Genomic DNA, 26,593 nt, shown 5'->3' on the forward strand with positions numbered 1-26,593 from the left:
CAACCTTTCGTCCTGATGGGCGAAAGGTTTTTCTTATTTCTATTCGATTGTCGATAGGGAAGGTCGCGCTCCAACGCGGCCGTCCCCACTCAGGAGGAGAATCATGACAGAGACGACGCATGAACCTTTGTCGAAAGTGTACAATCCGGCCGATGTCGAGCTGAACATGTATCGGTTTTGGGAGGGCCATGGGTACTTTCAGCCTGTGGGAGATGTCTCGCGCAGCGCTTTTTCCATCGTCATGCCGCCTCCCAATGTGACGGGGCAGTTGCACCTGGGGCACGCTTGGGACCTCACACTGCAGGACGTCATCGTCCGCTTCCGACGGATGCAGGGGTACGACACCGTGTGGGTGCCGGGGACGGATCATGCCGGCATTGCCACCCAGGCCCGTGTGGAGAAGGCGTTGCAAGAGGAAGAGGGGGTTTCCCGGCACGACCTGGGGAGAGACCCATTTGTGCAGCGCGTGTGGGCATGGAAGGAACAGTACGGCAACCGCATCACGAACCAGGTGCGGCGGCTGGGCGCCTCCTGTGACTGGTCCCGCGAGCGCTTCACGATGGACGAGGGCCTATCGACGGCGGTGCGGGAGGTGTTCGTGCGGCTGTATGAGCGGGGGCTGATCTATCGCGGGCAGCGCATCATCAACTGGTGTCCGCGCTGCGCCACCGCCTTGTCGGACATCGAAGTGGAGCACACCGACGTGCCGGGGCACCTGTACTACGTGCGTTATCCGCTCGTCGACGGGGACGGCGGGGTCACCATCGCGACCACGCGACCGGAGACCATGTTTGCCGATGTGGCGGTCGCCGTGCATCCCGACGATGATCGCTACGCGGCCATGGTGGGCAAGCGGCTGGCGCTGCCGTTGGTGGGCCGCGAGATCCCGGTTCTGGCCGACGCCTACGTAGACCCCGAGTATGGAACTGGATGCCTGAAGATCACGCCCGCGCACGATCCGAACGACTTTGAAGTCGGCCAGCGCCACGGCCTGGACGTGCTGCAGTGCATCGGGGCCGACGGCCGCCTGACGGAGCTTGCGGGTCCGTATCAGGGGCTGGATAGGGAGGAGGCGCGGCGTCGGGTGGTGGAGGAGCTCAGGCAGCAGGGGTACCTGGTGCGGGTGGAAGAGATCACGCACGCTGTCGGCCACTGCAGCCGTTGCGATACGGTCGTCGAGCCGTTGCTCTCGATGCAATGGTTTGTCCGCATGCAGCCGTTGGCGGCCCCGGTACTTGCGGCCGTGGCCGACGGTCGCTTGCAGTTTGTCCCGGAGCGGTTTGCAAAGGTGTTTGTTCACTGGCTGGAGAACGTGCGCGACTGGTGCATATCCCGGCAGCTGTGGTGGGGGCACCGCATCCCCGCTTGGTACTGCGACGGCTGCGGGCAGATCAGCGTGGCCCGGGAGACGGTGCAGGCGTGCCCCCACTGCGGTTCCCAGCAGGTCCATCAGGATGAGGACGTTCTCGACACATGGTTTTCCTCGGCGCTGTGGCCGTTCTCAACCCTCGGCTGGCCCGCCGATACGGAGGACTTGCGGCGTTACTACCCGAACAGCGTGCTCGTGACCGGTTATGATATCCTGTTTTTCTGGGTGGCGCGCATGGCCTTCATGGGCGTTGAGTTTACCGGAGAAGTTCCGTTCCATAAGGTGGTTTTGCACGGGCTCATCCGGGATGCGCAAGGCCGTAAGATGTCAAAGAGCCTGGGCAACGGGGTGGACCCGTTGGAGGTCATTGATCAGTACGGGGCCGATGCGCTGCGCTTCACATTGACGACTGGATCGTCGCCTGGAAATGATCAGAGATTCTACGACGAACGGGTTCAAGGCAGCCGCAACTTTATCAATAAGGTGTGGAACGCGGCCCGGTTTGTCTACCTGAACCTGCCCCCGGCGGAGGGTATGCCCGAATGGGATCCGGCTTCCTTGACCATTGCGGATCGGTGGATTTTGACGCGTTTGGCAGAAGTCGTGACCGAAGTGACCGACCACCTGGAGCGTTACGATTTGGGTGAGGCAGGGCGCATTCTGTACGATTTCACATGGGATGAGTTTTGCGATTGGTACATCGAGTTCACGAAGCTCTCCCTGTACGGCCAGGACGAAGCGGCCAAGGCGCAGACGCGGGCGGTGTTGGTGACTGTACTGGACACGCTGCTGAGGCTGCTGCATCCGTTTATCCCCTTCGTGACCGAGCGCATCTGGGAGACTCTGCCGGTGTCGGGGGAGGCCTTGATTCGCGCTCCGTGGCCGGACGCGACGGCGTTTGTTCGCGATGAGGAAGCGGTGCGTCAGATTCGCGTGGTCATGGAAGCCATTCGGGCGGTGCGCAACATTCGGGCGGATTTGAACGTGTCTCCCGGAAAATCGGTGGCGATGTCCATCCGTTGCCAGGATGCGGGGACGGAAGCCTTGTTTCAAAGCGTGGAACCGTATCTTGTGCGTTTTGGCAACCTGAATCGGGTGGAGATTGGTGTGGGCATCGAGTTGCCCGGTCAGGCCATGACAGCGGTGGTCAACGGGGCGGAGATCGCCCTGCCCTTGGCCGATTTGGTGGACTTGGCGATAGAACGGGAGCGGATGCAGCGCGAGCGCGAGCGCCTGCTGGCTGAGGTGCAGAGGGTTGAGCGGAAGTTGGCCAATGCGCAGTTTGTCGCCAAGGCTCCACCTCACGTGGTGGAGGCGGAGCGTGCAAAGGGAGCGGAGTACCGAGCCAAGTTGGCGGCGGTGGAGGAGCGGCTCCGGCGCTTGGCCAGTTCCTGATGGCAAGTGTCTCCCGGACAGCGAGGCGAATACATTATGGCGGAGACCATGACAGACGCACTGGCATGGCTGAGGACATTGGCCCGCTTCGGCATGCGGCCGGGGCTGGAGCGGATGCGACGGGCCCTGGCCGCCCTCGGCCATCCAGAACAGGGATTGAACTTCATTCACGTCGCCGGGACCAACGGCAAAGGGTCGGTGTGTGCGATGGTCTCGTCGATTCTGTCCCAGAGAATCCGAGTCGGGACGTTCACATCGCCGGCCTTTGACGGGTTTCGCGGTCGTTTTCAGGTCAACCTGCAGCCTATCGATTTGTCTGTCTTTGCCGACCTGGCGGCCCAAGTGCGGCGTGTGGCCGAGCGGGATCTGTCCGACGACCCGCCGACTGAGTTTGAGGTTCTGACGCTGATGGCGTTGTTGTATTTTCAAATGGAGCAGGTGCAAAGCGTGGTCTGGGAAACGGGGTTAGGCGGGCGCCTGGATTCGACCAACGTGGTGCTGCCGCAGGTAACCGTCATCACCAACGTGGGCCACGACCACCAGGATGTGCTGGGCCGCACCCTCGGGGCCATCGCGGCGGAGAAGGCGGGCATCATCAAGCCGGGTGTGCCGTTGGTGACCGGTGTCGGCGATGAGGCCTGGCCCGTCATTGTCCGGGTGGCTCGCCGGCAGGCCGCCTCTTGTTTGCGCTCCGGTCTCCACTTTCAGGCAGTGCAGGAGAAGGTTTTCCCGACTGGGCAGCGTATCCACTACCGTGGGGTGTCGAGGGATGTCGACGGTTTGCCGCTTCCTCTGTTTGGCAGGCATCAGGTGGCCAACGCCAGTCTCGCCCTGGCGGCCGTTGAGGTCTGTGAGCAAAAGCAAGTTTGCCCTCGGCTGAGCGATGAAGAGTGGCGACAAGGCCTCGCGGAGACTTCCTGGCCGGGCCGGTTTGAGGTACACTGGCATGGTGAAGTACCCATCGTGCTGGATGGCGCCCATAACCCAGAGGCGGCAGCGTCTCTGTCCGCCGCACTGACCGAGTTCACCAAGACCATAGGCGTATCGGTCGAGGAATGGCTGATGGTCATTGGCATATTGCGCGATAAGGACGCGGCCATGATGATGGGCACGATGCTCCCGCACGCTGGGCAGGTCATCGTTTGCCAGCCGCAAACCGCTCGCGCCATGGATGCCGAGGAATTGGAGCGGCGGATACGGGCGATGCGGCCAGACATTCGCGTGCAGGTGGAGAGGTCGGTCGCCAAGGCTCTCGCCAGCGCGTGGAAGAGTGCGCGCCCCACTTGCTGCTGGGGCTCGTTGTATACGGTGGATGAGGCGAGGAAGGCTATCCAACAGATGCTAGATTGACTTTTTGGATATGAGGACGGTGGGGCCTGTGAACGAAAGGGAGCATGTACACTTTGTCGGCATTGGCGGGTACGGCATGAGCGCGATCGCCGGCGTGATGCTGGACCTGGGCTACCGTGTGTCTGGGTCAGATGTGGCCAGCCAGGAACTGACACAGCGCTTGGCGCAGCGTGGAGCCACGGTATACCACGGTCATCGCGCCAGCCACGTCGAGGGTGCGGACATTGTCGTCTACAGCACCGCGCTGTCTACGGATAACGTCGAGATTCAAGCGGCCCAGGAGCGCAACATTCCCGTCATTCATCGTTCGCAAATGTTGGCCCGTTTGATGCAGGATCGCATTGGCGTGGCCGTAACCGGCGCACATGGTAAGACAACGACCTCTTCGATGATCGCGTATGTGATGGAAAGGTGCGGGCTGGATCCCACCTTTGTCATCGGCGGTGTCGTACGCAATATGGGTGGCAACGCCAAGGCGGGTCGTGGCCGGTTTGTTGTCGCCGAGGCTGACGAAAGTGACGGCTCCTTTTTACATTACCGCCCACATATAGCCGTCATTACCAACATTGAGGCCGATCACTTGGAGCATTATGACGGTCAATTTGACAATCTGCTGCGGGCTTACCAGCAGTTCATCACCCAGGTCGATCCGGACGGCTTATGCGTGATTTCTGCCCATGACGTTCACCTCGCCCGTCTGCGCGGCAAGGCGCATTGCCGCGTGGAGTCGGTTGCTGTTGAACAACAAGGGGAGGCTCTCCCCGCGGCGGATTATGTGGCAAAGGACATTGAATTGTTGGATAGAGGCAGCCGTTGTCAGGTGTACCGCCGTGAGGAGCACCTGGGTCCCTTGGAGTTGTCACTGCCCGGTTTGCATAATGTCATGAATGCATTAGCCGCCATCGCCGTCGCGCGTGCGGCCGGTTTGCCGTTTCCCAATGTGGCTGCCGCATTGGCGGAGTTTCACGGAGCGAAACGACGTTTTCAGGTGATGGCGGAAGCTGGCGGCGTTTTGGTGGTGGACGACTATGCCCATCACCCGACCGAGATCGCAGCGACCATCGCCGCTGCCCAGTCGACAGGTCGGCGGATTGTCGCTGTATTTCAACCGCAGCGTTACACGCGCACTTATTTTCTGTTCGATGCCTTTGCCCGGGCGTTTCGCGGCGCGGATGAAGTGGTGATATGCGACATCTATTCACCGGCTGGGGAGCAGAAGATTGAAGGTGTCACGGCGGAGCGATTGGCCGATGCGATACGCGCCCAGAGCAATCCACATGTGCGCTTTCTCAGAACCAAGGACGAGGTGTTCGACTATTTAAGGGACAGCGTTCGCCCGGGAGACTTGGTGTTGACGATGGGAGCCGGCGACATTTGGCAGGTAGCCTGTCGGCTCGGCGAGGAGCTCACCAACCGTGAAGCCAACGCGATTGTATGAACAGCAATCATGGGATTCATCGGATGTGACCATACCTGCAGCAAGGGAGGTTCCGCGCCATACTCAGCGCGGAACCTCCCTTCGTGTTTAGCATCGTTCGCCCCGGACCTGGTTTACAGCCGCCATCTTGGCTCCGTCTTTCGCCGCTTGGCCCGCGCATGGCTAAACCAATAATAGGCGAGCGCCAGCAGCGCCAAGACAAGAGCAGCCTTCAACAGCAGACCTACGAACACAAGCGCGACGCATAACATTATCATCAGTATGCTCATCCACACCAGAGTGCGCAGAAAGTTCAATGTTGTCCCTCCCAATCGTGAAGCCGCACAGACGGCTCATCTCCAGGAGCCCTTAGCAAAAGTATACCACATCGTTCAAAACGAGGGGTTAAATTCCCAAGATTAGTAAGAAACCTCCGATTGAAAACAGGCGATTCGGCCTCTGTTGACGAAACTGTAGTTAGCATGACTGGTAGGAGGGGCAAGATGCTCGACGCGATTCGATGGCGATACTTGGCTATTGCCGGGGCCTCTGGGGCGACGGCTGAGCTGATGAGTTGGAGCCTGGGAACTCACACCTGGTCGCAATCGCTGCTTTGGTGCACCTTCTGGCTTTTGTTATGGGTGGCCGCCGTCTGGGACCTGTGTTGCATGCGCATTCCGAACTGGCTCACCTTACCTGGCGCGCTAGTGCTGTTCGTGCTGGGTCTAACCTTGGCCAGGCAGGGGCCGGTGAGACCTTTGCTGGGTCTGGCCGTGTGTGCAGGAGGGCTCTCGTTGCTGGCGTGGCTGACCGGAGGGGTGGGTTGGGGGGATGTCAAGCTGGCCCTCTCCATCGGTGCTGTGTTTGGGCCGGTGCTGGGCATGGTCGCCTTGACGCTGGCGTTCTCCACAGCGGCACTGTGCGGGGGACTGTTATGGGGCTTGGGGCGCCTGCGGGCCGGACAACCGTTTCCTTTTGCTCCCTTTCTGCTGGCTGGCTGCGGGTTGTGCTTCAGGTTGGTGCCGCACCTCTTGCCGCTGTATATCCCCTTGGCGAGCCTTGGAGGGACGTTATGGGCCTGAAGGAGTGGATTGAATACGCGCTGGCACGGGGCGCCTCCGATATCCACGTGGGTTCCGGTGTTTCTCCCGCCCTCCGCGTCTCGGGGCGCCTCGAGTTTATCCCCTCAACTCCGGTGCCTGCCCAGGCCATCCTCGGGATGGTGGAGGAGCTTGTGCCAAGCGTGGACAGGCGGGGGTGGGCAAGGGATGATGAGATGGACTTTTCCTGCAGTATGGCCGATTTCGTGCGCATTCGCGGCCACTTGTACCGCACCCATCAAGGCTGGAGTCTGGCTTTGCGGCTGCTGCCGGCTCGTGTCCCCAGTTTGGTCGATTTGCATTTACCGGCCTGGTTTGAGATGCTGGCTAACCAGCCGGGGCTGGTGGTGGTGACAGGACCCACGGGCAGCGGGAAGTCCAGCACACTGGCGGCCTTGGTCCACTGTGTGAATCAGGCGCATCCGTGGCACATCGTAACGATTGAGGACCCGATTGAGTTTGTGCACGATCCGGTGCAGGCGCGCATTGATCAACGCGAGGTGGGCACGCACACGCGCGACTTCACCTCCGGGCTGCGGACCGCTCTGCGGCAAGACCCCGATGTGATATTAATCGGCGAACTGCGCGACGTCTCCACCATGGAGGTTGCCTTGACTGCCGCGGAAACGGGGCACTTGGTATTGACGACGATGCATACCGGCGATGCGGTCCAGACGGTTGAACGCATTCTGGGCAGTTTGGACCAGGGACGGGATATGGTACGTTGGCAACTGGCTTCGGTCCTGCGGGCGGTTGTCGCGCAGCGTCTTTTGCGAGCGCGAGCGGGCGGATTGATTCCTGCCCTGGAGGTGCTCGTCAACACGCCCGCGGTGACCAACCTCATCCGCACGGGACAGACTCATCAGTTGCGGTCGGTCATGCAGACGGGTCGGGTGCACGGCATGCAGACGTTCGCTGCACACATCCAGCAGCTGTTGGATGGTGGTTTGATTGAATCAAGTCCGTCTCTGTGAGTGCATAGGATGAAAAGTGAGCCGCTGCGATGCCCCTCCTGGAGCCGTGTCGGAAAGAGGCTGTGTACAGCGGCAGGGAAGGGGTTTCGTCGAAGCGACTCGAAACGGAAAGGGCTGGATTGCATTCACTCTGGACAGCCGCTATACTAGCCACAGTCTCGGCGTTAGATCTGGCAACCTTTCCTGCGCAGGATTGAGGAGAGGTGATGGAGTGCGTATCCCGAAGTCAAAGGTTCTGTACGTTTCGGCCGCGGTGTTCGCTCTGTTTGGTGGATCGGCCATGACGGCCGACGCGGCTTACAAAACGGTAACCGTTCAGGACAACGGAGAACGCAGGGTTGTACACGGATTTGGATCGGGCTCGGTGAGGTCGTTTTTGAGGCGCCAAGGGGTTACATTCACCCCGGATGACAAGGTCGTTCCTGAGCCGGATAGGCCGGTGACCGATGGCATGGAGGTTACGGTGCAGCGGGCCAAGCTTGTCCATCTTGTAGACGGTGGAGTGCCTCGCGATATGCAGACCACGGCGCTGACCGTAGGTCAGATGCTGCGACGGAGCGGCATTAAGATGGATAAGCAGGACATCGTCAGCAAACCGTTGCATGAACCTCTGAATGAAGGGGAATGGGTGCGGATCTATCGCGTCGAGACTCGTACGTCAACCTCTCGAACATCGATACCGTTTCAGACCGAGCGTCGGATGACAGATCAACTGTACGAGGGCCAGCAGCGAGTGCTGACGCACGGTGTGAAAGGGTTGCAAGAGGTTTTCACAACCCACAAGTTCGTCGATGGGCGTAAGGTCAGCACCAAAGTCACCAAGAAGGTGTTGCGCAAACCTGTTCATGAGATCGTCCTGGTCGGCACCAGGGAGCGCCCAACTGTGTCCCGCTCCGCTTCCCTGTCGTCTCGTGGAGGGGGAGGGGCGCCGCTGTTTGCGCGTAAATTGGTGATGACGGCGACCGCCTATGTGGGTGGAGGCCGGACCGCAAACGGATCTCCGGCAAGGCCCGGAGTGGCTTCGGTAGACCCGGCGGTGATTCCACTTGGAAGTCGTTTATATATCCCCGGTGTCGGGAAGCTGGTGGCGGCCGACACGGGAGGAGCGATACATGGGAATCGGATTGACATCTGTGTATCCACTGAAAGCGAGGCCCGATCCTGGGGGGTTCGGCCGGTCACGGTATATGTGCTTTCCTAGCCGAGGGTTCGCCGCGCCCGGTTGACGGGCATGGTAGCTCTGGGATGGCTCCATATCACGTGCAGATGGGAGTCAGCGGCACTGAGACCGCTGGCTCCCATTCTCTATCATCTGAAGCGGTCCACGTCATACGGTAGTGACGGTTCTCATAGGATGTCCTCAAAAGGGCTAGGACCAGAACCTCCTGGCGGCTCGCCACGAAGGGAGAACCGTGCGACATGGCAATCCATCGCGCCTATTTCGCAGCAGACGGTCAACGTGATCACGGTCGTTCTCAACCGGTCGTGGTTCGTGTCGGTGACAAAGAGTGGGTGATAGGAGATGAGGTGCAGCCGAGGAAAGATCCCTCTGATCGGCCGCGGCAAGGTGAGCGGTCGGGCCGGGGAGCGGCTGCACGGCAGTCATTCGCAAAGGTACCGGACAACCCGGCTGTGCTTCCAAGCAAGGGAAAGCCGCGCATAAGGCAGGCGTGGTTCAGGTGGTTCAGATGGCTGGAGTCGTTTTTAAACCAGTTGGCCGATACGGGGGCGCCGGCTCTGGCGCGCTCCCGCTCGGCCAAGAGCAACCGACGCCGCGCCAGGATGGCTGAAAGTTTTCGAGTCGGTCTGGGGTTTGGGATGGCTCTGGGATGCCTGAGCTTGATTCTGTTCCATCAAATGCGGCCCAACCTGCCTTTGCCTCAGGATCACTCGGTACAGCCTGCGCCCATCCGCGCCACGGTGGTGAAAATGACCGGGATACCCTTACAGGTTCCGGCTGTGCATCTGTCTGTGTTGGAGATCGGTGAATACCGCAGCCACGACGCAGCCGCTGCGGCAAGAGGCAAGTATAGCAAGCGGGGAGTGTCGGCCACCGTGATAGGGACTTCCCCGTATCGCCTCGTGGTGGACGCAGCCGTCCGCAGTGGCAGTCTGCGTGCTCATGAAGCGCGTTTGCACAAACAAGGAATCCCTGCGTCGGTGCACACTGTCGTTGTGCCAGCGCGCTCGGTGCGAACGGCGAGCACGGCGACCACAGCGGATGTACATGCGCTCTCCACTTGGCTGGGAGCAGCTGCGAGCGCGGCTAACGCTTTGGTCGCGGTGTTGTCGGATGGTGCGCCGGAGCGGGACGCGTTGGCAGCCTATCGTGTGTCTCTCAGCTCATGGCCCAAGCCGGACGTGTTGGCGGCGAGCGGGTATGCGGACAACCTGACCAAGGCCGGGAGGGCCTTGCGCGAGGCATTCGACGCTATGAAACGAGACAATGGTCAGGCCGCAATAAGCGACCTTCTCAACTTTTACAGCAGGGTGATTCAGTTGTCCGCGTTCAAGGTGAAGGATTGAGACCTTGTTCTCCGTTTGTTCATGTGTTTCCATCTGTTTTGGGAAGGGATTTGCTACTTCCTGTCGAAATACGTAGACGGCTGTCCGACAGAACTTCACGAGGAAGGAAGGGTTTCGTTGCGCGGATCGTTGGGCATCGTCGTCTACATGCTGCTGGGGGCCATTCTCGGTACGGTGGCGGGGCAACTGCTCGCGCATCAGGTGCCCTGGCTGGCAAGGCAGGCGGTGGTGCGGATGAATCCAAGCGGGGACCTGTCGTTTCTGCGCTTCTCGCTTGACCTGACGTTCCGTGTCAACTGGCTTACCTTGGTCGGCGTGGTGGCTGCATTGGTATTTGGGCGGCGGCGTAAGTAGGATTCGCCGGCCGAGTCACGTCAATTTGTTGAACACTCGCCACATCCACGGACAGTTGGATAGATTTATAATGGAATCGGTTTGGCTTCGCTTTCTGCTTCCCCTATCTTATGTTTGTGTACCGCTTGACCGCCTGCGACCTTGGATAGGTGCAGGGGGCACACGGAGATAGGGGGAGGGGCGTATGACCAAACAGGCGCATTCACTCTTGGAGGACACAGATGCACCGCGCGAGCGTTTGCTGCGGTGTGGCGCTCAGGCCCTGCGCAACGACGAACTCTTGGCTATCATTCTGCAAACGGGATCCAGGTCCATCCCGGTGCAGGAATTGGCGAGACGGGTTATTCAGTCCGTCGGGGGCTTGTACGGGTTGCTGGATTGTGAGGTGCAGGAGCTTGTCTCGATACCGGGGATAGGGACGGCCAAGGCCCTGCAAATCGCAGCCGCGGTCGAGATTGGGCGTCGCATCGTACGCCGGCCCAGTGCCCGTCGCTTGCGCATCCGCAGCGCGGAGGACGCGGCCGAGTATGTTATGGACCGGATGAGGCACCTTAAAAAGGAACACTTTATTACCTTGCACTTGGATACCAAACACTGTGTCATTGCGGAAGAATTGATCTCCATGGGGAGCCTGGATGCTTCCATTGTTCACCCCAGGGAAATCTTCAAATCTGCAGTCAAGCGTAGTGCGTCTGCGATTCTATGTATCCACAACCACCCCAGCGGCGATCCGCAGCCCAGTCCGGAAGACATCGCGGTAACCAGGCGGCTGTGTGAGGCAGGCAGGTTGTTGGGCATCGATGTTCTGGATCACATAGTCGTCGGCGATGGCCGGTTTGCCAGTTTGCGCGCGCAAGGATACTGCGGATGAACGATGGATGAGGAGAATCACAGCCTGTGCGAGAGGAGTTTGGAATCTAGATGTTTGCTGGACGGGACATGGGCGTTGATTTAGGCACCGCGAACACACTGGTATATGTGAAGGGGAAAGGCATCGTCGTACGCGAGCCGTCGGTGGTCGCCATCCGTACGGATACGGGGGCCATTGAGGCCGTGGGTGAGCAAGCTAAGCAGATGATTGGTCGGACACCCGGCAACATCATCGCCGTGCGGCCAATGAAGGATGGGGTTATCGCCGACTTTCAAACCACAGCGACGATGCTCAGGCACTTCATTCGCCAGGCAATGCGCAACAAGTCCTCATGGTCCGGCAAACCGCGGGTGATGATCAGCGTGCCGTCAGGCATCACAGCGGTGGAAAAACGTGCTGTGGAAGAGGCTGCCATGGAGGCGGGGGCGAAAGACGCACAGACCATCGAAGAACCTATGGCCGCCGCTATCGGCGCCGGTCTCCCGGTCGGAGAGCCCACGGGCAGCATGGTAGTGGACATCGGCGGTGGTACCACTGAAGTGGCTATTATCTCATTGGGCGGCATCGTCACCAGCCGTTCCATCCGCGTCGCTGGCGACGAGATGGACGAAGCCATCATTCAATACATCAAAAAAGAATACAACATGATGATTGGGGAGCGCACGGCCGAGGAACTGAAATTGACCATCGGTACCGCGCTGGATATGGGGGAAAAGGAGAGTCTGGAGATCCGCGGCCGGGACTTGGTGACGGGGCTGCCAAAGACGTTTACGATCTCGTCTTCGGAGATCAGCCAAGCCCTGGCGGACACGGTCGGATCGATTGTGGACGCCGTGAAAGTGACGTTGGAAAAGTCGCCGCCAGAGCTGGCTGCGGACATCATGGACCGCGGCATCGTACTGACTGGCGGTGGCGCACTGCTGCGTAATCTCGACAAGTTGCTCTCTGATGAGACGGGGATGCCGGTTATCGTGGCGGAAAATCCGTTGGACTGTGTTGCCGTGGGCACGGGGAAGGCCCTGGACAACTACGATGTCTATCGTCGTCGCAGCCACCCGGGCCGACGCGTGTCGGGCCGGGTTTAAGGGAGAGGCTGCGACGATGGCCTGAATCGACTCACAGTGGGGAGAGGTCCCAGCGCCCGCTTCGTGGCTTTGCGGAAGCGGGCGATACCCTGATCAGAAAGTGGGATGCGGGTGTCCCGTCTATTGACAAACCGTAGGCTGTTTATTCTGCTCGCGGGCTTAATCCTGGTCATTGCCATTGCGGGGCTCACCTTGAGGGAGCGCAATCGCGCCGCGTCGTGGCCCGAGCGAGTCGTGATGGACGTTCAGAACACAGTGGCCGCGTGGCTGTATCGGCCAGTCAGCAATGCCACGGCTTTTCTGTCCGGTATCCACGCGCTACACGAGATGTACGTCGAAAACGCGCAATTGCAGAATGAACTAAAGGATTACGCCTCGCTCAAGGCAAAACTGGCGGACGCCGAGGCGGAGAACCAGCGTCTGTCGGAGATGCTCGGTTTCAAACGGTCCCCTGCGAACCGGTATCATCTGCTCCCCGCTCACGTGATTGGACGCGACCCCTCACAATGGAACGCGGTGATCACCATCGACGTGGGCAGCGCGGACGGTGTGAAGGAAAATATGCCGATCATCGGTCCAGATGGCAGTTTGGTCGGGCGCGTGGATACAACCGCGCGCAAGAGTTCCAAGGTCATCCTGGTCACCGATGCGGAGGTGGGTGGCGGAGTCTCAGCCGAGGTGCAAAACGGCAGCAAGAAGCCTCCCTTCGGGGTGGTGACAGGTTCTACGGGAAGGACAGGCACGCTGCAGCTCGACTTTCTGTCGCCGCTGGCCGATGTGAAGCCGGGGGATACCGTGGTGACTTCTGGATTAAGCACGGTGTATCCGCCGGATATCGTGATTGGCCGGGTGCAGTCCGTGAGCGGTGGCAGGCAAGGACTCACCCAGTCTGCGACGGTCAAGCCCAGCGCAGACCTGCAATACCTGCGCGACGTGTTCGTGGTGGAATCGGGGGACCACGCATGAGAAACGGGATCGCCTTTATTCTGTTGTGGGCGGCCCTTACCCTGCAGGCGACGGTGTTTCAAGTCCCGCCTATTAACGTGGTGCAACCGGACCTGGTGATTGTGGTCATGGTGGTTGTCGCCCTCACTCGAGGGCCAAAAACTGCGTTGATTTTAGGGATTTTGGTTGGCCTATGCCAGGATATCGTGTACGGCACCTTCATCGGCCTCAATGCGTTCACCTATGCCGTCATCGGATACTTTGCTGGCACGGTGTTCGCTCAGTTTTTGCACCGCAATGTGGCCATCACCTTTCTCGTGACCATTTTTTTCACGTTTATCAACGTCTGGATTACATACGGTTTGGAACGGCTGTTTGACGTGACAGGGTACACTGGGCAGGTCGTGCTGCGTCATTCCCTGGCACAGATGATCATTGACGGGGTCACCCTATTGATTCTTTATCCCTGGCTGGTCCGGCTGCTCGTCCCTCGGAAACGGAGACGGTATCCAGAACCCGAGGCAGATGGAGGGAGCGCCTGAGGCATGAGCAGGATTTTTGAACACGATCGCGAATTGACAAGCCGTGTCGGTGAGCAGGGGCAGGGGGGAGTTTCATGGCTACAAACATGACGGAACAGACCAGAATGGGACCCAAGCCGCCAGTTGCAGTCAAGGGCGTACGCGATGGACTCTTGTTCCTATTGAATGACCGATGCTCATTCGACGAATTGCTGCATCACTTGCACGATCTGCTCACAGGGGTAGGGTCCAGTCTGTTTGATGGACCTGAGATTCCCGTCTTTGTGGATTATGGCGAGCGGGCGTTGACGCGGTCGCAGAGCCAGGCGCTGCTGACAGAGTTTTTACAAAAGGAGAACTTTATCCTTCAGGAATTTGGAGCGCATACGGTGGCACGCCGGCTGCTGTTTCGAAATCCGACCGCCGGCGTCAAGCAGTCCATCTACAAGGGGACGGTGCGGTCGGGTCAAAGCTTGTTGTTCGACGGTGACGTGGTGGTCGTGGGGGATGTCCATCCCGGCGGTGAAATCGCCGCCACAGGGGACATTTTTGTGTTCGGCCGGTTACATGGCATTGCGCACGCCGGGGTCGAGGGGGACACTCGGGCTGTGGTAGGGGCGGCGGAGTTCGCCCCTTTGCAGGTACGGATAGCGGATTACATAGGACACGCGCCCCGGGCTGAGGGGAAGCGCCTTCGGACCTTCATGGAACTGGCCTACGTGCATGAGAACGGGATGGCGGTAGGGCGCATGCACTTTCTTCCGTCGTTGCGGCGCTGACATGCTGGTTGAAGGCGATGGAGAAAAGGATCAAGTTGCGTCGAACTGCACCGGCGTTGTGAGCCGTGATGGGGACGCGGAGCGAAGACGTTTGGGGGGACGCGGATGGGCACTGCGATTGTCATCACGTCGGGCAAAGGAGGCGTGGGCAAGACCACGTCTTCAGCGAACATCGGCACCGCGCTGGCTTTGTTGGGGCGCAGTGTCTGCTTGGTCGACGCGGACATTGGCCTGCGTAACCTGGATGTGGTCATGGGATTGGAGAACCGCATTATCTATGACCTGGTGGATGTGGCCTCCGGGGAATGTCGATTGGAGCAAGCGCTGATCAAGGACAAGCGGTTTGACCGGCTGTATTTGCTTCCAGCCTCGCAGACCAAGGACAAGACCGCGCTCTCTGCCGATGCGGTCAAACGGATTGTGAATCAGCTCAAGGAGCAGCATGATTTTGTCATCATCGATTGTCCCGCAGGCATTGAGCACGGCTTCAAGGTCGCGGTGGCAGGAGCGGATGAGGCGATTGTTGTGACAACGCCGGAGAATGCGGCTGTGCGCGACGCCGACCGGGTCATCGGGCTGCTGGAGGCGCAGGGGCTGCGTCAGCCGAAACTGGTGGTGAACCGCATCCGGCCAAACATGGTCAAGGCCGGGGACATGTTGGATATTGACGAGATTGTGCAGGTATTGGCCATCGACCTATTGGGGATTGTGCCGGATGATGAGGCCATCATCCGGACCGCCAATAAGGGCGAGCCGACTGTCGTGCGGCCGGATACAAAGGCGTCCATCGCCTATCGGGATATCGCGCGCCGCATCCTTGGCGACTCGGTCCCACTCATGTCCCTTGAGGACGCACCCGGTTTTTGGGGACGGATCCGGCGCTTGATGGGTGGCCGGTCATAGGGTCCTGGCGACTGCTCACGCATACTCGTCCACACTCCGTCATACGAATGTACTGGCACCGCGGTACCATCCGGTGCGGCAGTCGATGTGGAGAGGGGATAGGGAATATGCTCCGCAGTCGCCAATCGTTGCGGTCGTGGTGGAATCCCAAGCCGGAAGCTTCCCCTGGTGCGGGGCCATCCTCGCTTTCTGGCTCTGAATTTCCTCCCTTGGAAGATAATCCGTGGATGTCGCTGCACGCATCCCGGGACGATCAACTCGCGGATGGCAGGCCCGGTCGCAGGGCGGGTTCGAGCGAGGACGACAAGGCGGTTTATGTGCGCTGGCTGTCCGAGGAGAGTTCTCCCTATGGGTTTGCGGACCAGGACGGAACGCTCAAACAGGTGGACAGCCGGACGTGGCAACGCATAACACCGCGCACTCACAAACGGTTTGTAGCATCGAGCAGCACAGCGCGGAAGACGAGCGGATCGACCCGGCAGAAAAGTGAAACCACCTGGTTGCTGCAGGGGTTCTTGGCGGTAGTCATGATTGGCCTTGGCTGGTACGGCGTTCACGCCAAGTCTGTGCTTGGCCACCAGGTGAAGGCGACCTTTGAACGGGCGTTTGCCGATGACTACAGCAGCCAAGTCACGGCGGCGTTCGACCGGATAGCCGAAAAATATCATCTGAACGTGCCGGTCTTGGGTACCGCGGCGCTGCACTATCACGTGCCCATGCAGGGGCGCGTGACGGTCGACTTTTCCGCCCAACATCCACGGATGGTCATCTCGGGCAAGGCCAATGAAGGGGTATTAGCCGCTGGCTCCGGGACAGTATCACGATTGCTGCATCAGGATTCCAGCGGATACCTTGTCGTTATCGATCACGGTGGTGGGCGGAGCACGCTGTACGACGGCTTGGCGACCGTGACGGTTCACAAGGGGCAGTCGGTTGCCTCTGGACAGCTGATTGGTCGTTTGGGCAAAAACGGCCATCCTACTCTCCAGTTTGCCTTCCAACAAGATGGGAAATTTGTAAATCCGCATGACTACATCGTCTGGTCGAGCGAGGAAGCATGAGGGGGAGCTTGTTGGCTTCCCGGTGGCCCAGCGCATCCACCTGGGGGATCCTGGCGCGCATTCGGGTGCATCCCCTGTTTCTGGCTCTGCTCCTGTTGGCTGTAATCATCGGCTTTTGGAGGAACATGGTGGTCCTTTTCATCCTCGTGATGCTGCACGAGTTGGGACACGCCATGGCGGCCAATTACCTGGGATACGAGGTGGAAGAGATATCGTTGCTCCCCTTTGGCGGGGTGGCGCGGCTGGCCTATGGGCGGCTTGGATTTGTTCCCAGAGACGAGGCCTTGATTGCGATTGCCGGGCCGCTGGTCAATGTCCTGCTGATAGGCGTATCTTATGGCCTGGATGCAGGCGGTCTTTGGTCGGTCGAGTTTACATCTGAGGTCGTACGCTTGAATCTGTGGCTGGTTGTGTTCAACCTGCTACCTGGGTTGCCCTTGGATGGGGGCCGAGTCCTGCGCGCCGCCCGCGCCCGCGAAATCGGATTCGAGCAAGCGACTCAGGAGGTGTACGGTGTGGCTTTCGTGCTCGCGATTGTGCTGGTGATTCTGGGCGGTGTGTCTATGTGGGCGGGCATGCCGCACTTGGGCATGGTCATTTTGGCCGCCTTCCTTCTGATCACGGCATGGAGCGGGATGAGAGACATCCGTGTGGAGACCATTCGTTTCCTGGATGCCAAACGTCGCAGCGAACGGCGGCAGACACTGGAGGTTCGCGCCTTTGCAGCACCGGCACAAGCCACGGTGCGGGACGTCGTGCGGCGATTTTCGCCCGACCATTACCACATGGTGTACGTCCTCGGTGCCAGCGGTCAGGTCGCGACCATCCTTGAGGAGGATGAGCTGCTTGCAGCCGTGTTTGACGGCCGCTGGTTGGACACGCTGGAGATGTGGATGAAGCGCGTGCCATGAATAGGGCATCGTTTAGCGTCACCGGCGTTGGTTTTGTGGTGGGCGACTACCTGTGGGAATGGAAGTGACACATGCCGGAAACCGAACCGAGAAGTCAGGGTCACGGTCGCGGGTGACAGACCAACTTGCCAGTGGCGTGCAAGCATGATATGCTAACATAGATTTGTTACTTCAACCGCATGTTGCAGGCGGACAAATCCCCTGTGGGTGCCTGGACAGCGAGTCTAAGTAAGGAGCGGTTTGGTCATGTACGCGATTGTGGGTACCGGAGGCAAGCAGTACAAGGTTTCCGTGGGGGACGTCGTAACGGTTGAAAAATTGGCGGCCGAGGTCGGTGACTCGGTCACCCTGGACGAGGTTTACCTCGTCAGCGGTGACGGTGGCGTCCAGGTTGGTTCTCCCGTGGTGCCGGGAGCCCGTGTGGTTGCCAAGGTGGAGGGGCATGGCCGCGGTGAGAAAATTGTGGTGTTCAAATATAAACCGAAAAAGAACTATCATAAGAAACAGGGCCATCGTCAGCCGTACACGCGCCTGCGGATAGAGGCCATCGAGGTCTAAGGGGATTCATGATTGTCTGCGATGTGACCGAGGTGAACGGGCGCATTCACCGGTTTCGGTTGCGCGGGCACGCCGGATACGCGGATGTGGGATCGGATATCGTCTGCGCGGCCGTCTCGGCGTTGGTGACAAACGCCATCAACAGTTGCGAGGCGCTGTTGCGTGTGGTGCCGGAGTGTACAGATGATGGGGATGAGTTGTTCTGTCGGCTTCCATCCCATCGCATCTCCGACGAGACTGACTTGTTGTTTCGCAGCATGGTACTCGGTCTTGAGCAGATTTCAGAGCAGTATCCACGTCATGTGCAAGTGCGCATGCATCACGAACAGGGGTGAAGACGATGTTGCAACTAAACCTGCAGCGTTTTGCACACAAGAAGGGTGTGTCGAGCACCCGCAACGGTCGTGACAGCATTTCCAAGCGGCTGGGCGTCAAACGCGGAGACGGCCAATTGGTGACGGCCGGCAGTATCTTGGTTCGTCAGCGGGGAACCAAAATCCACCCGGGTGTCAACGTAGGGATCGGCAAGGATGATACGCTGTTTGCCAAGGTGGAAGGTCGGGTCAAGTTTGAGCGTTGGGGTCGTGATCGCAAGCGCGTGAGCGTGTATCCGGTCGCGGTGGAGGAGCCCGTGGTCAGCGAGGCCTGAAGAGAATCCTCGGGCTTGGCGTCAGTGGCATACAATAGGGAAAAGGGCCTGGCGGTTTCGCCAGGCCTATTTTTCAGGAAGGGTGTTGGCCCGTGAATAGGTGGCCGGACGTGTTTCGGCGGCATCGACATGATGTCTTGAACGGATTGCAGCTGGTTCAAGGGTATCTGCAGCTGGGGAAACCGGATCGGGCGTTGGCCGCTTTGCTCGAGTTGTCGAGCTGGCTGCAGGGGGTATCGCGAGCCCAGTCGGCGGCTGCGGAGAGCGACTGGGAGTTTGTGTTTGCCGTGGCCACCTGTGCCTCCTTGGAACTGGCGGCCTGTGAGCGGCTGTTTCCGATGGATGAGCCGCTGCTGCAAGAACTTTCCAACCTGTGGCGGGCGTTGCAGCAATCATTGGCCTCCTCGTCTTTGCCTCGTTTGCGCGTGCAGGTGTACGGCACGGCTGAGCCGGGGGTCCCGAGTCGCTCCGCAGAGGTGGTGCTGATGGGCGATCCGGACGTGGACAGGTGGTGGCTGGATGTGGCGGATGAACTGGGCAGCGACTTGACGCGGGTGAATATCCGAATCCGTCGCGATGGGTGTCACTCATACTAAATAAGCAAGGATTCTCCATACATAGGGCGCAGACTTGACATGGGGGGAATCGCGATGTTTGTCGACGAGGCGCGCATTTATGTTAAAGGGGGCGATGGAGGCAATGGCATTGTTGCATATCGCCGGGAAAAATACGTGCCGCTTGGGGGCCCGGCCGGCGGCGACGGCGGAAACGGCGGCAATGTCGTGTTGATGGTGGATGAAGGCCTGCGCACCCTGATGGACTTTCGCTATCAACGACATTTCAAGGCGGACAAGGGTGAGAACGGGCGCAACAAAAACCGCCATGGACAGAGTGCCGAGGACTTGGTTGTGAAGGTCCCGCCGGGGACGGTCGTGTATGACGGGGACACGGGGGAGTTCCTCGGAGATCTGGTGCACCACGGCCAGCGCCTGTGCGTCGCTCGCGGTGGGCGGGGAGGCAGGGGCAATACGCGCTTTGCCCATGCTGGCAATTCGGCTCCTGAGATCGCGGAAAAGGGAGAACCGGGACAGGAACGGTGGCTGCGATTGGAGTTGAAGGTTCTGGCCGACGTGGGATTGGTTGGCTATCCGAGCGTCGGCAAGTCCACCCTGCTGTCGGCGGTATCCGCAGCCCGCCCGAAGATCGGCGATTATCCCTTCACCACTCTCACGCCCGAACTGGGCGTCGTGGAGGCGCCCGACGGACGCAGTTTCGTGATGGCGGATTTGCCCGGGTTGATTGAGGGGGCCCACGAAGGCAAAGGCCTGGGGCATGACTTTTTGCGCCACATTGAGCGCACCCGGTTGTTGGTGCATGTCATTGACATGGCAGCCGTGGATGGGCGGGACCCGGTTCAGGACTACCAGGTCATCAATGAGCAACTTTACAAGCATGACGCTCGGTTGGCGAAACGCCCACAGTTGGTGGCCGCCAACAAGATGGATCTGCCGGAGGCTGAAGAACACCTGCAGGCGTTTCGTGAGGCCTATCCGAATCAGGTTGTGTATCCGATTTCCGGGGCTACTCGTTTCGGTTTGGCCGAGTTGTTGACGGCTGTAGCTGACGCGCTGGAGCAGCAAACAGAAGCAGCGGACGCCGCGGCCGTGCATCAGGCGGGAGACACGATGCCGGAAAAGAAGGTTTACCGTTACGAGCCCAAGCACCCGTTCCGCATTTACCGGGACGGATCGGTCTTTGTCGTCGAATCCGAGGAGCTGGAGAAGTTGGTGCGGATGACCAATTTTGGCCAGTATGATGCGGTGAAGAGATTCCAACGCATCCTGAAGCGCCGTGGTGTGGACGATGCTCTTCGCGAACGCGGGGCGACAGAGGGCGATGTGATAAGGATTGCCGACATGGAATTTGATTTTGTCGAGTGAAGCGCCCGAGTGGTGGGGGCCGCCGTTAGCGGCCGAGGCGGCCCAGTGGGCAGACACCTGTTGGCCCGACGAGGCCCTGGGGTGGTTCTGCCGAACGCGCGCGGGGCAGGTGGTCTTTCGCAGCATCAGGGTGGAGGCGACTCCGTATCACTTTTCGATCCGGCCGTCGGATCTGGTGGACTGGGCTTATCACCTGCACGATGCAGGAGAGTGTGTGCTCGCCTCGTTTCACAGTCATCCGATGGGCGGGGATTCGTTCTCCTGCGCCGATCGTCGCTTGGCTCTGTGGGCCCCCTGGCACGTGCTGTTCGTGTCCTCGCCAGGTGGGTGGGTCTTGCGCTTTGCCCGTACGACAAAAACGTAAAAGCGTGTGAAATGCGTACAATCCTATATGTCCGTTTCGTGTTGCAAACAGGCGGCTGCCGCGGCTTCGCGAATTTCTCTAGCATGATGCCCGGTCTGGGCAGGAAATGGAGGGATTCGCATGGAGGAAGCGTCAGCCGTCTTTCTGTGCCAACAGATCTTGGACGGGGCTTTGGAACAAGGGTGCACGGACGTGCATGTGAGCGTGAGCCGTGGCCGGTTGGAGGTGAAATTTCGCCTGGACGGCCTCTTGGTCCCCTACTTGGCCAGCGAATCACCGGTAGGTCCTGCGTTGGTGCGACGGATCAAAGCCTTGGCGAAGATGGACGTTGCCGAGAGTCGTTTGCCCCAGGACGGTGCCTTTCACTGGGAGGGAAAGGGGACCTGTGACGTTCGCGTCTCGACGCTGCCGCTGATCGACGGTGAGTGTGTGGTCTTGCGTCTTTTGGCGGGGACGGATAGATACGACTTTCATCAGCTCGGTATGGATGAGCTTCAGGTACGCCAGTTATCCCACATGCTGAGCGGATCTGGAGGTCTGGTCTTGGTGGCGGGGCCCACAGGTTCCGGCAAGACCACCACCTTGTATGCCATCATGCGCTGGTTGGCGGGACGCGGCTTGCACGTAGTCAGTCTTGAAGACCCCGTGGAACGGCCGATTCCAGAGTTGCATCAGTTTCAAATTCGGGAACAAATCGGATTCACTTTTGCGGGCGCGCTCAAAGCAGTGTTGCGGCAGGATCCGGATGCGATTGTCATCGGCGAAGTGCGCGATGAAGAAACGGCGCGGGTGATGTTGCGGGCGGCGTTGACTGGACACCTGGTGCTCGCTACCACGCACGCAACCGACTTCATCGGAGCGGCCGCACGGCTGTCGGAGTTTGGTCTGGGGCGGCCTTTGATCGCCGATGTGCTCATCGGGGTGGTGGTTCAGACCTGGCTGGAGGAAGCGTGCTATCGCTGCCAGGGTCGGGGCTGCGATGCTTGTCGCAGCGGTGTGTTGCGGCGCGTGCCTCACTTTACGGTGCATCGCATGACCGCGGCGCTGCGCCAGGCGATTGCGTCTGGATCGACCTGGCACGACATACACGCGAACACGCGGGATCCGCGGATATGGGAGGAACCATTGGAACATGCCGGAACTTGAGCAGACCCAGCCGGTGTCAGGTTCATCGAACTCGCCTCGCGTGCGGCGGCTGGGACCGCATTGGCGACGTTGGCATCCTGTCGAGTCCGTAAGCCTCTGCCGTGAGTTGGCGGAACTCTTGGAAGCGGGGCTGCCGCTGCGGGAGGCCATTGCCTGTTTGCAGACCCTGGGCGCGCAGCGAGGACGAGCCTTCGTACTGCATGTGGCCCGCGAGGCGGTGGAACGGGGAGAGTTGCTGAGCGATGCGTGGCGTCCATGGGCTCCGACAGATCTGACCATGATGCTCGAAGTCGGGGCGCAATCCGGGCGATTGGCGGAGTGTCTTCGTCTGTGGAGTGAACAGACGAGAAGACGCCGGGAGTGGCGGGCCGCCATGGTTCGGGCTGCCGCCTACCCCATGTTGTTGATGGTCATGACGCTGGTGCTACAGTTGTTCATTTTGCACATGATCCTGCCGTCGATGACCAACATGTACCAAATGACCGGGGCCACAACCCCAGAGAGCTACCGCCTTGCCAATCAATTCTTGCACGTGATGCCCGTGTGCCTCCTGCTGGCCCTGGCCGGACTCATGGGAACGGTGGGGGGCGTCTGGTGGTTGGACCGTCGGGCGCACAACCCGCTGCACAGGTGGATTCATCAGACGTCTTTGGGGCGGTGGTTTCGTCTGCAGCGGACCGCGATGTTCGCATCCATGACGGCACAGCTTGTGTGCGCCGGAGTGCCGATATTGGACGCCCTTTCGGTTTTGCAGCGGCAAGGCAAACCCCGCTGGTTAGCCGCCGCCTGTAAGACGTTGCGAGTGGAGCTTTTGGCCGGCAACAATTTGGCCTCAGCCTTGACAGGCACCTGGGATCCGATTCTTTCGTCCTTGATGTCCCTGACCGAAACAACCGGAAATCTCTCGTCTGGACTCGAACGGGCGGCCGTTCTTCTCCGTACGCGCTGGGTACGCCAAATGGAAGCGGTCATGCGTGTCTTGGAGCCAGTGCTGGTAAGTGCGAGTGGCGGGCTTGTAGCGGTGACGATGCTGGCCCTGCTGCTGCCGATGTACGACTTGATGGGGGCCATGTCCACCCCGGCACTGATGCACTGAACATATTCCCCAAAAACGAGGTGGTCTCAGAAGTGATGAAGCGGCTCTGCATGGTCGTGTCGCAATGGGGGTCCCCGCGGTTTCGCCAAGACGGACACGTTAGGCAAACAGGCGGCGAAGGCGGGTTCACCTTGTTGGAAATGGTCGTCGCCGTCTCTATTTTGGCTGTGATGACAGCCATCGTGGCCCCGCATGTGTTCGGTATCGGTCAACATGTGCAGTCGGTCGCTCGATCCGAAAATGAGAAGACGATTGAAGCTGCCCTCAATGAATACTACATGATGTACCATCGGTATCCCAGCGGGGATTCCGAGGCGCAGCTGCAGGCGTTGAAAGACGCTCAACTGCTCGACTCGATTCCACAAGACCCGGCAGGCGGGCACTACGTCATTACCATTCAGGCTGACGGGTCTGCGCAAGTGACGTACCAGGAGGACGCGGGGAGCGGATCGAATGGCACAGGGCAGTGACATCTCGATATGGTGTTCTCGGCGGCAGGAGGAGCAGCGGCATCTCGAAGCAGGATTCAGCCTTCTGGAGGTCTGCGCGGCGGTTGCGTTGGTAGGTCTGTCGCTGGCCGTTTCCCTGCTTGGTGTGGCGCCTGTGCTCAGGGCTCAACAGGTTACACAAACCGCGCAGTCGCTGATCTGGGACTTTCGCGAGACGCAGGCACTAAGCCAAGTGAAAGGGCCCTATGCGGTCTTGGACCTGCATAAATATCAACCCCAGTATGACATCCTTGTCGGACCGCAGGTTGTCTCCAGCAAGACGTTCCTGGACGGGGTGGATTATAAGGACGGGTATTTGCAAATGGGCACTGGATGGGTGGCGTTCGACTCGGCCGGGGATGCGCATGTCGCGGGCGTGGTGCGCCTTACAGACGGCGTCACGGAAACGGACGTGCACCTGTACACGGGAGCTGGATGGGTCAGTCTGGGCCCGGACGCGGCCAGTGGAGGCTCATCATGACTCTGCTCGAGGTCTTGCTGGCCGCCCTCTGCTTCCTCTGGGCGGCGGAAGGAGCGGCGGCCGCAGAGAGCCAGGCGTTTGCCGAAATCCAATTGTCGGACCGGGTCCGGGCGGCCGTGGAGGCGGCCGATGCGGTTGCTGAACGATACACGGCCGGGGACACTATGATTCCCTCTTCCTTCCCGGTGAACGGGTACACGTGTCAGGTGGAGGTACGGACCGATGCGGAAGATGCGTCCTGGGTGCGTATTGAAGCAAGTTGTCAAGGGACTGTACAGACTGTCTGGGTGCGTCGAACTGACAGTGATGGGTGAGGAAGGCTTTTCCTTGCTTGAGGTCACGATGGTCATTGGTCTATCGGCTGTGTTGACGACGGTGGGATTGTTTTGGTTGCTCAGTCTGGGTCGACAATGCGGGGCTGGACTGGACGCATTGGCATCGGAAGCCGCTTGGGACAACGCGGCGCGGGTTCTGACCCAGGACGGACACGCCAGTACCCAGATACGTGTGGCGGAGAACGCTCTCAGCCTGGATTTGGTGAGCGGGGACTCCTATACCTACCTGGTCAACGCGGAGGGCCAGTTGGTACGAGTTGGAGAAGGCGGAGGTACCAGTGTGCTCGCTGATGGCTTCGCGTCCCTTGAGTGCGCTCCCGAGCGGTACGGGTTTTCTGTTCAGGTGACGATGCTGGATGGTCAAAATCATATCTTGCATGTGCGCACGATAGGGGATATGATGTCGTGACCGGGCTCGGTCAATCCCGGCGCAGGGTTGGGTTGCTCGGCGCCAGGAAGGGAAGGTGGCCGTCTTTTCTGCGAGGGCCAAGAGATGCCGGCAACGTGCTGTTGGCGTCAGTCGGGTTTGCCACGTTGTCGGTCGGCTGGGTGACCGTGTTGATGATGGCCGCCGCGGCCGAGCTGCATATTCATCGCCAGCAAGCGGATCTGCAGCGGGCGTATTGGTTGGCCAGGGGAGAGATGGAATACGTTCTGTCGGATTTTCTTCGCCACGGTCCGCAGGTGATGAACCAGCAGGTCCCGGTTCCGGACGGTGAGGTTCAAATCCAGGTGATGTATAACGGAACATGGCAGGTGTATGTCAACGCTCATGTGGACGGTGCGCAGGACGTTGTGGCCGCCCAGTACGACGCGCGCCATGGTCGCCTGACCGATTGGCTGGACGAGAGTCCTCCGCCGTCAAGTTGACGAGGGCCGGGGTGCGTCCGGTCAGACGGATTGGCTGTGCAAATGTGGTAAAGCCACGGTGAGGAGGTCCACGGTGGGGAGGTGGTACCTGGCCCTGGATCTGTCGTCTTTGTCCGCCGTGGTGGAACAGATTATACTGAAGCTAGAACGCGTAACGCATTGAACGAGGAAGGACGTCACCATGGAGCATATCAAATCGGTCCTGCCATCCGCTCACATGCCGGACGCCTCAGCTTGGGACGTCACCTACTTTCGACGGGAGATCCCGGAATTGAATACCTGGCAGGTGGACGATGACGCCATATGGCGCCATCGCCATCTCTTGTTGGAATACATCCGACAGCGCGATGTGTGCGCGGGTTGCCGGGGGTTCGAGGTCTGTCCGAAGGAAGGGGACATGCAGGGATTTGTTCAGGTGCTGGAACCGTATGGTGGGCAACTGACCGTACGGGTGCGGCGGTGCCAGCCATTTCGTGAGTACCACCTGCGCCTGCGCCTGCAGCGTTACGTGGTCGAGGCGGGAGGGCTGCCTCAGGATACGTCGTTTCGCTTTGCGAACTTTCCCCGTGAGCAGAAGCAAAAATATCCTCGATTGGTGCGATTTGCTGAACAGTTCGCGGAGACGTATGAGATAGGGAAGCCCAGTCCCGGCGTGTATATATTCGGTCCTCCAGGGGTGGGAAAGACACATCTCATGTTGGCTGTGCTGAATCGGCTGCAGGAGAGAGGTATTCCCTGCCTGTTCGTGCGCTCAGACTCTATTTTTGACAGAATGCGTCAAATCATTGCTGACAATGGGGATTTGGAATCCCTGCTCCATGCCCTCTCGACAGCTCCGGTCTTAGGGATTGATGAATTTGCCCAGGAGCGAGCCAACGAGTTCACGTTGGAAAAGTTATTTCGTATCGTGAACCATCGTTTTCATGCCAAACTTCCTACATGGTTTACCAGCAACTACGCTCCTCCAGACATCTATCGGCGTAACGGGGAGGATTTGCTCGATTCTGTGGGGCCCTTGCGCAGCCGCATCATGCAGATGTCCAAGTTGGCCAAAATGGATGGACCGGATGCGCGGCAGCGGAATTTGCAATCCTTGACCTAAAGT

The 26,593-nt window shown here is 59.7% G+C and carries 31 protein-coding genes and 1 other annotated feature; of the genes, 30 read left to right on the plus strand and 1 reads right to left on the minus strand.

Annotated features, from left to right (window positions below; translation table 11 throughout):
• The first annotated feature begins 103 nt into the window (after positions 1-103).
• Genes ASH01S_RS08610 through murC form a run of 3 tightly spaced genes read left to right on the plus strand, consistent with a single transcriptional unit; the run spans position 104 to position 5,552 of the window.
• Positions 104-2,764 (plus strand): valine--tRNA ligase, encoded by a 2,661-nt coding sequence (locus ASH01S_RS08610; protein ID WP_067926549.1) that lies wholly within the window; start codon positions 104-106, stop codon positions 2,762-2,764.
• Between the two features lie 36 nt (positions 2,765-2,800).
• On the plus strand, positions 2,801-4,114 hold the full coding sequence (locus ASH01S_RS08615; RefSeq protein WP_067926552.1) for a bifunctional folylpolyglutamate synthase/dihydrofolate synthase: 1,314 nt from the start codon (positions 2,801-2,803) through the stop codon (positions 4,112-4,114).
• A gap of 28 nt (positions 4,115-4,142) precedes the next feature.
• The gene (gene murC / locus ASH01S_RS08620; RefSeq protein WP_157067061.1) at positions 4,143-5,552 is read left to right on the plus strand and encodes a UDP-N-acetylmuramate--L-alanine ligase; all 1,410 of its coding nucleotides are present in this window, start codon (positions 4,143-4,145) and stop codon (positions 5,550-5,552) included.
• A gap of 113 nt (positions 5,553-5,665) precedes the next feature.
• On the opposite strand, the gene ASH01S_RS08625 is transcribed toward murC, so the two are convergent.
• Positions 5,666-5,848, minus strand: a complete 183-nt coding sequence (locus ASH01S_RS08625) for a hypothetical protein (RefSeq protein WP_067926558.1) — start codon at positions 5,846-5,848, stop codon at positions 5,666-5,668.
• Positions 5,849-6,034: 186 nt separating this feature from the next.
• On the opposite strand from ASH01S_RS08625, the gene ASH01S_RS08630 reads away from it, so the two are divergent.
• From ASH01S_RS08630 to zapE, 27 genes are all read left to right on the plus strand, one after another.
• Entirely contained in the window at positions 6,035-6,613 is a 579-nt protein-coding gene (locus tag ASH01S_RS08630) for a prepilin peptidase (protein ID WP_067926561.1), read from the plus strand.
• Positions 6,604-7,605 (plus strand): type IV pilus twitching motility protein PilT, encoded by a 1,002-nt coding sequence (locus ASH01S_RS08635; protein WP_067926564.1) that lies wholly within the window; start codon positions 6,604-6,606, stop codon positions 7,603-7,605. Before ASH01S_RS08630 ends, ASH01S_RS08635 begins: the two co-directional genes overlap by 10 nt.
• Before the next feature lie 211 nt (positions 7,606-7,816).
• Complete coding sequence (locus tag ASH01S_RS08640; RefSeq protein ID WP_067926566.1) at positions 7,817-8,806, plus strand: resuscitation-promoting factor; 990 nt, start codon at positions 7,817-7,819, stop codon at positions 8,804-8,806.
• A gap of 218 nt (positions 8,807-9,024) precedes the next feature.
• Positions 9,025-10,131 (plus strand): hypothetical protein, encoded by a 1,107-nt coding sequence (locus ASH01S_RS08645; RefSeq protein ID WP_067926569.1) that lies wholly within the window; start codon positions 9,025-9,027, stop codon positions 10,129-10,131.
• 117 nt (positions 10,132-10,248) lie between these two features.
• Positions 10,249-10,485, plus strand: a complete 237-nt coding sequence (locus tag ASH01S_RS08650; protein ID WP_067926572.1) for a DUF4321 domain-containing protein — start codon at positions 10,249-10,251, stop codon at positions 10,483-10,485.
• Between the two features lie 184 nt (positions 10,486-10,669).
• The gene (radC, locus tag ASH01S_RS08655; protein WP_067926574.1) at positions 10,670-11,356 is read left to right on the plus strand and encodes a RadC family protein; all 687 of its coding nucleotides are present in this window, start codon (positions 10,670-10,672) and stop codon (positions 11,354-11,356) included.
• Positions 11,357-11,406: 50 nt separating this feature from the next.
• Positions 11,407-12,441 (plus strand): rod shape-determining protein, encoded by a 1,035-nt coding sequence (locus ASH01S_RS08660; RefSeq protein ID WP_067926577.1) that lies wholly within the window; start codon positions 11,407-11,409, stop codon positions 12,439-12,441.
• A 123-nt stretch (positions 12,442-12,564) separates the two neighbouring features.
• On the plus strand, positions 12,565-13,407 hold the full coding sequence (mreC, locus tag ASH01S_RS08665; protein ID WP_245628997.1) for a rod shape-determining protein MreC: 843 nt from the start codon (positions 12,565-12,567) through the stop codon (positions 13,405-13,407).
• The gene (mreD, locus tag ASH01S_RS08670; RefSeq protein WP_067926583.1) at positions 13,404-13,928 is read left to right on the plus strand and encodes a rod shape-determining protein MreD; all 525 of its coding nucleotides are present in this window, start codon (positions 13,404-13,406) and stop codon (positions 13,926-13,928) included. The genes mreC and mreD overlap by 4 nt, the downstream gene beginning before the upstream one ends.
• Before the next feature lie 74 nt (positions 13,929-14,002).
• Entirely contained in the window at positions 14,003-14,686 is a 684-nt protein-coding gene (locus ASH01S_RS08675) for a septum site-determining protein MinC (RefSeq protein ID WP_067926585.1), read from the plus strand.
• A gap of 105 nt (positions 14,687-14,791) precedes the next feature.
• A complete protein-coding gene (gene minD, locus ASH01S_RS08680; RefSeq protein WP_067926589.1) occupies positions 14,792-15,589 on the plus strand; it encodes a septum site-determining protein MinD in 798 nt (265 codons plus the stop codon).
• Positions 15,590-15,816: 227 nt separating this feature from the next.
• Positions 15,817-16,650, plus strand: coding sequence for a murein hydrolase activator EnvC family protein (locus ASH01S_RS08685; RefSeq protein ID WP_067926592.1), 834 nt, complete (start codon positions 15,817-15,819; stop codon positions 16,648-16,650).
• 11 nt (positions 16,651-16,661) lie between these two features.
• Complete coding sequence (locus ASH01S_RS08690) at positions 16,662-17,561, plus strand: M50 family metallopeptidase (RefSeq protein WP_245628998.1); 900 nt, start codon at positions 16,662-16,664, stop codon at positions 17,559-17,561.
• A gap of 163 nt (positions 17,562-17,724) precedes the next feature.
• Positions 17,725-17,797, plus strand: a sequence feature (ribosomal protein L21 leader region).
• Positions 17,798-17,807: 10 nt separating this feature from the next.
• Positions 17,808-18,119, plus strand: a complete 312-nt coding sequence (gene rplU / locus ASH01S_RS08695) for a 50S ribosomal protein L21 (protein WP_067926599.1) — start codon at positions 17,808-17,810, stop codon at positions 18,117-18,119.
• Positions 18,120-18,127: 8 nt separating this feature from the next.
• Positions 18,128-18,454 carry a ribosomal-processing cysteine protease Prp gene (locus ASH01S_RS08700; RefSeq protein ID WP_067926602.1) on the plus strand — a complete coding sequence of 109 codons (327 nt, stop codon included), beginning with the start codon at positions 18,128-18,130 and terminating at the stop codon, positions 18,452-18,454.
• A 5-nt stretch (positions 18,455-18,459) separates the two neighbouring features.
• Positions 18,460-18,768: a 50S ribosomal protein L27 gene (gene rpmA / locus ASH01S_RS08705; RefSeq protein ID WP_067926605.1), complete on the plus strand. Its 309-nt coding sequence runs from the start codon at positions 18,460-18,462 to the stop codon at positions 18,766-18,768.
• 92 nt (positions 18,769-18,860) lie between these two features.
• Positions 18,861-19,364 (plus strand): Spo0B domain-containing protein, encoded by a 504-nt coding sequence (locus tag ASH01S_RS08710; RefSeq protein ID WP_169794210.1) that lies wholly within the window; start codon positions 18,861-18,863, stop codon positions 19,362-19,364.
• Between the two features lie 54 nt (positions 19,365-19,418).
• Complete coding sequence (gene obgE, locus ASH01S_RS08715) at positions 19,419-20,708, plus strand: GTPase ObgE (protein WP_067926612.1); 1,290 nt, start codon at positions 19,419-19,421, stop codon at positions 20,706-20,708.
• Positions 20,677-21,072 carry a Mov34/MPN/PAD-1 family protein gene (locus tag ASH01S_RS08720; protein ID WP_083516973.1) on the plus strand — a complete coding sequence of 132 codons (396 nt, stop codon included), beginning with the start codon at positions 20,677-20,679 and terminating at the stop codon, positions 21,070-21,072. Before obgE ends, ASH01S_RS08720 begins: the two co-directional genes overlap by 32 nt.
• A 120-nt stretch (positions 21,073-21,192) precedes the next feature.
• A complete protein-coding gene (locus ASH01S_RS08725) occupies positions 21,193-22,218 on the plus strand; it encodes a GspE/PulE family protein (RefSeq protein WP_067926617.1) in 1,026 nt (341 codons plus the stop codon).
• Positions 22,205-23,314 (plus strand): type II secretion system F family protein, encoded by a 1,110-nt coding sequence (locus ASH01S_RS08730; protein ID WP_067926620.1) that lies wholly within the window; start codon positions 22,205-22,207, stop codon positions 23,312-23,314. Before ASH01S_RS08725 ends, ASH01S_RS08730 begins: the two co-directional genes overlap by 14 nt.
• 35 nt (positions 23,315-23,349) lie before the next feature.
• On the plus strand, positions 23,350-23,784 hold the full coding sequence (locus ASH01S_RS08735; protein ID WP_245629005.1) for a competence type IV pilus major pilin ComGC: 435 nt from the start codon (positions 23,350-23,352) through the stop codon (positions 23,782-23,784).
• Positions 23,768-24,283 carry a pilus assembly FimT family protein gene (locus ASH01S_RS08740; protein WP_067926626.1) on the plus strand — a complete coding sequence of 172 codons (516 nt, stop codon included), beginning with the start codon at positions 23,768-23,770 and terminating at the stop codon, positions 24,281-24,283. Before ASH01S_RS08735 ends, ASH01S_RS08740 begins: the two co-directional genes overlap by 17 nt.
• The gene (locus ASH01S_RS08745) at positions 24,280-24,597 is read left to right on the plus strand and encodes a hypothetical protein (protein WP_067926629.1); all 318 of its coding nucleotides are present in this window, start codon (positions 24,280-24,282) and stop codon (positions 24,595-24,597) included. Before ASH01S_RS08740 ends, ASH01S_RS08745 begins: the two co-directional genes overlap by 4 nt.
• Before the next feature lie 13 nt (positions 24,598-24,610).
• Entirely contained in the window at positions 24,611-25,027 is a 417-nt protein-coding gene (locus ASH01S_RS08750) for a hypothetical protein (protein ID WP_157067064.1), read from the plus strand.
• A complete protein-coding gene (locus ASH01S_RS08755; protein ID WP_157067065.1) occupies positions 25,024-25,488 on the plus strand; it encodes a hypothetical protein in 465 nt (154 codons plus the stop codon). The genes ASH01S_RS08750 and ASH01S_RS08755 overlap by 4 nt, the downstream gene beginning before the upstream one ends.
• Positions 25,489-25,669: 181 nt before the next feature.
• Entirely contained in the window at positions 25,670-26,590 is a 921-nt protein-coding gene (zapE, locus tag ASH01S_RS08760; protein WP_067926639.1) for an AFG1/ZapE family ATPase, read from the plus strand.
• Positions 26,591-26,593: the final 3 nt, after the last annotated feature.

The organism is Alicyclobacillus shizuokensis NBRC 103103 (assembly GCF_001552255.1).
Classification (GTDB): Bacteria; Bacillota; Bacilli; order Alicyclobacillales; family Alicyclobacillaceae; genus Alicyclobacillus_G; species Alicyclobacillus_G shizuokensis.

Excerpts from the sequence above, each read along its gene's own strand:
- radC (WP_067926574.1), top strand. The coding sequence starts at position 10,670 with ATGACCAAACAGGCGCATTCACTCTTGGAGGACACAGATGCACCGCGC.
- ASH01S_RS08630 (WP_067926561.1), top strand. The coding sequence starts at position 6,035 with ATGCTCGACGCGATTCGATGGCGATACTTGGCTATTGCCGGGGCCTCT.
- ASH01S_RS08735 (WP_245629005.1), top strand. The coding sequence starts at position 23,350 with ATGAAGCGGCTCTGCATGGTCGTGTCGCAATGGGGGTCCCCGCGGTTT.
- ASH01S_RS08660 (WP_067926577.1), top strand. The coding sequence starts at position 11,407 with ATGTTTGCTGGACGGGACATGGGCGTTGATTTAGGCACCGCGAACACA.
- ASH01S_RS08615 (WP_067926552.1), top strand. The coding sequence starts at position 2,801 with ATGGCGGAGACCATGACAGACGCACTGGCATGGCTGAGGACATTGGCC.
- rpmA (WP_067926605.1), top strand. The coding sequence starts at position 18,460 with ATGTTGCAACTAAACCTGCAGCGTTTTGCACACAAGAAGGGTGTGTCG.
- ASH01S_RS08610 (WP_067926549.1), top strand. The coding sequence starts at position 104 with ATGACAGAGACGACGCATGAACCTTTGTCGAAAGTGTACAATCCGGCC.
- ASH01S_RS08700 (WP_067926602.1), top strand. The coding sequence starts at position 18,128 with ATGATTGTCTGCGATGTGACCGAGGTGAACGGGCGCATTCACCGGTTT.
- ASH01S_RS08745 (WP_067926629.1), top strand. The coding sequence starts at position 24,280 with ATGACTCTGCTCGAGGTCTTGCTGGCCGCCCTCTGCTTCCTCTGGGCG.
- ASH01S_RS08675 (WP_067926585.1), top strand. The coding sequence starts at position 14,003 with ATGGCTACAAACATGACGGAACAGACCAGAATGGGACCCAAGCCGCCA.
- ASH01S_RS08685 (WP_067926592.1), top strand. The coding sequence starts at position 15,817 with ATGTCGCTGCACGCATCCCGGGACGATCAACTCGCGGATGGCAGGCCC.
- ASH01S_RS08730 (WP_067926620.1), top strand. The coding sequence starts at position 22,205 with ATGCCGGAACTTGAGCAGACCCAGCCGGTGTCAGGTTCATCGAACTCG.
- obgE (WP_067926612.1), top strand. The coding sequence starts at position 19,419 with ATGTTTGTCGACGAGGCGCGCATTTATGTTAAAGGGGGCGATGGAGGC.
- minD (WP_067926589.1), top strand. The coding sequence starts at position 14,792 with ATGGGCACTGCGATTGTCATCACGTCGGGCAAAGGAGGCGTGGGCAAG.
- ASH01S_RS08740 (WP_067926626.1), top strand. The coding sequence starts at position 23,768 with ATGGCACAGGGCAGTGACATCTCGATATGGTGTTCTCGGCGGCAGGAG.
- ASH01S_RS08645 (WP_067926569.1), top strand. The coding sequence starts at position 9,025 with ATGGCAATCCATCGCGCCTATTTCGCAGCAGACGGTCAACGTGATCAC.
- ASH01S_RS08725 (WP_067926617.1), top strand. The coding sequence starts at position 21,193 with ATGGAGGAAGCGTCAGCCGTCTTTCTGTGCCAACAGATCTTGGACGGG.
- mreD (WP_067926583.1), top strand. The coding sequence starts at position 13,404 with ATGAGAAACGGGATCGCCTTTATTCTGTTGTGGGCGGCCCTTACCCTG.
- zapE (WP_067926639.1), top strand. The coding sequence starts at position 25,670 with ATGGAGCATATCAAATCGGTCCTGCCATCCGCTCACATGCCGGACGCC.
- ASH01S_RS08635 (WP_067926564.1), top strand. The coding sequence starts at position 6,604 with ATGGGCCTGAAGGAGTGGATTGAATACGCGCTGGCACGGGGCGCCTCC.
- rplU (WP_067926599.1), top strand. The coding sequence starts at position 17,808 with ATGTACGCGATTGTGGGTACCGGAGGCAAGCAGTACAAGGTTTCCGTG.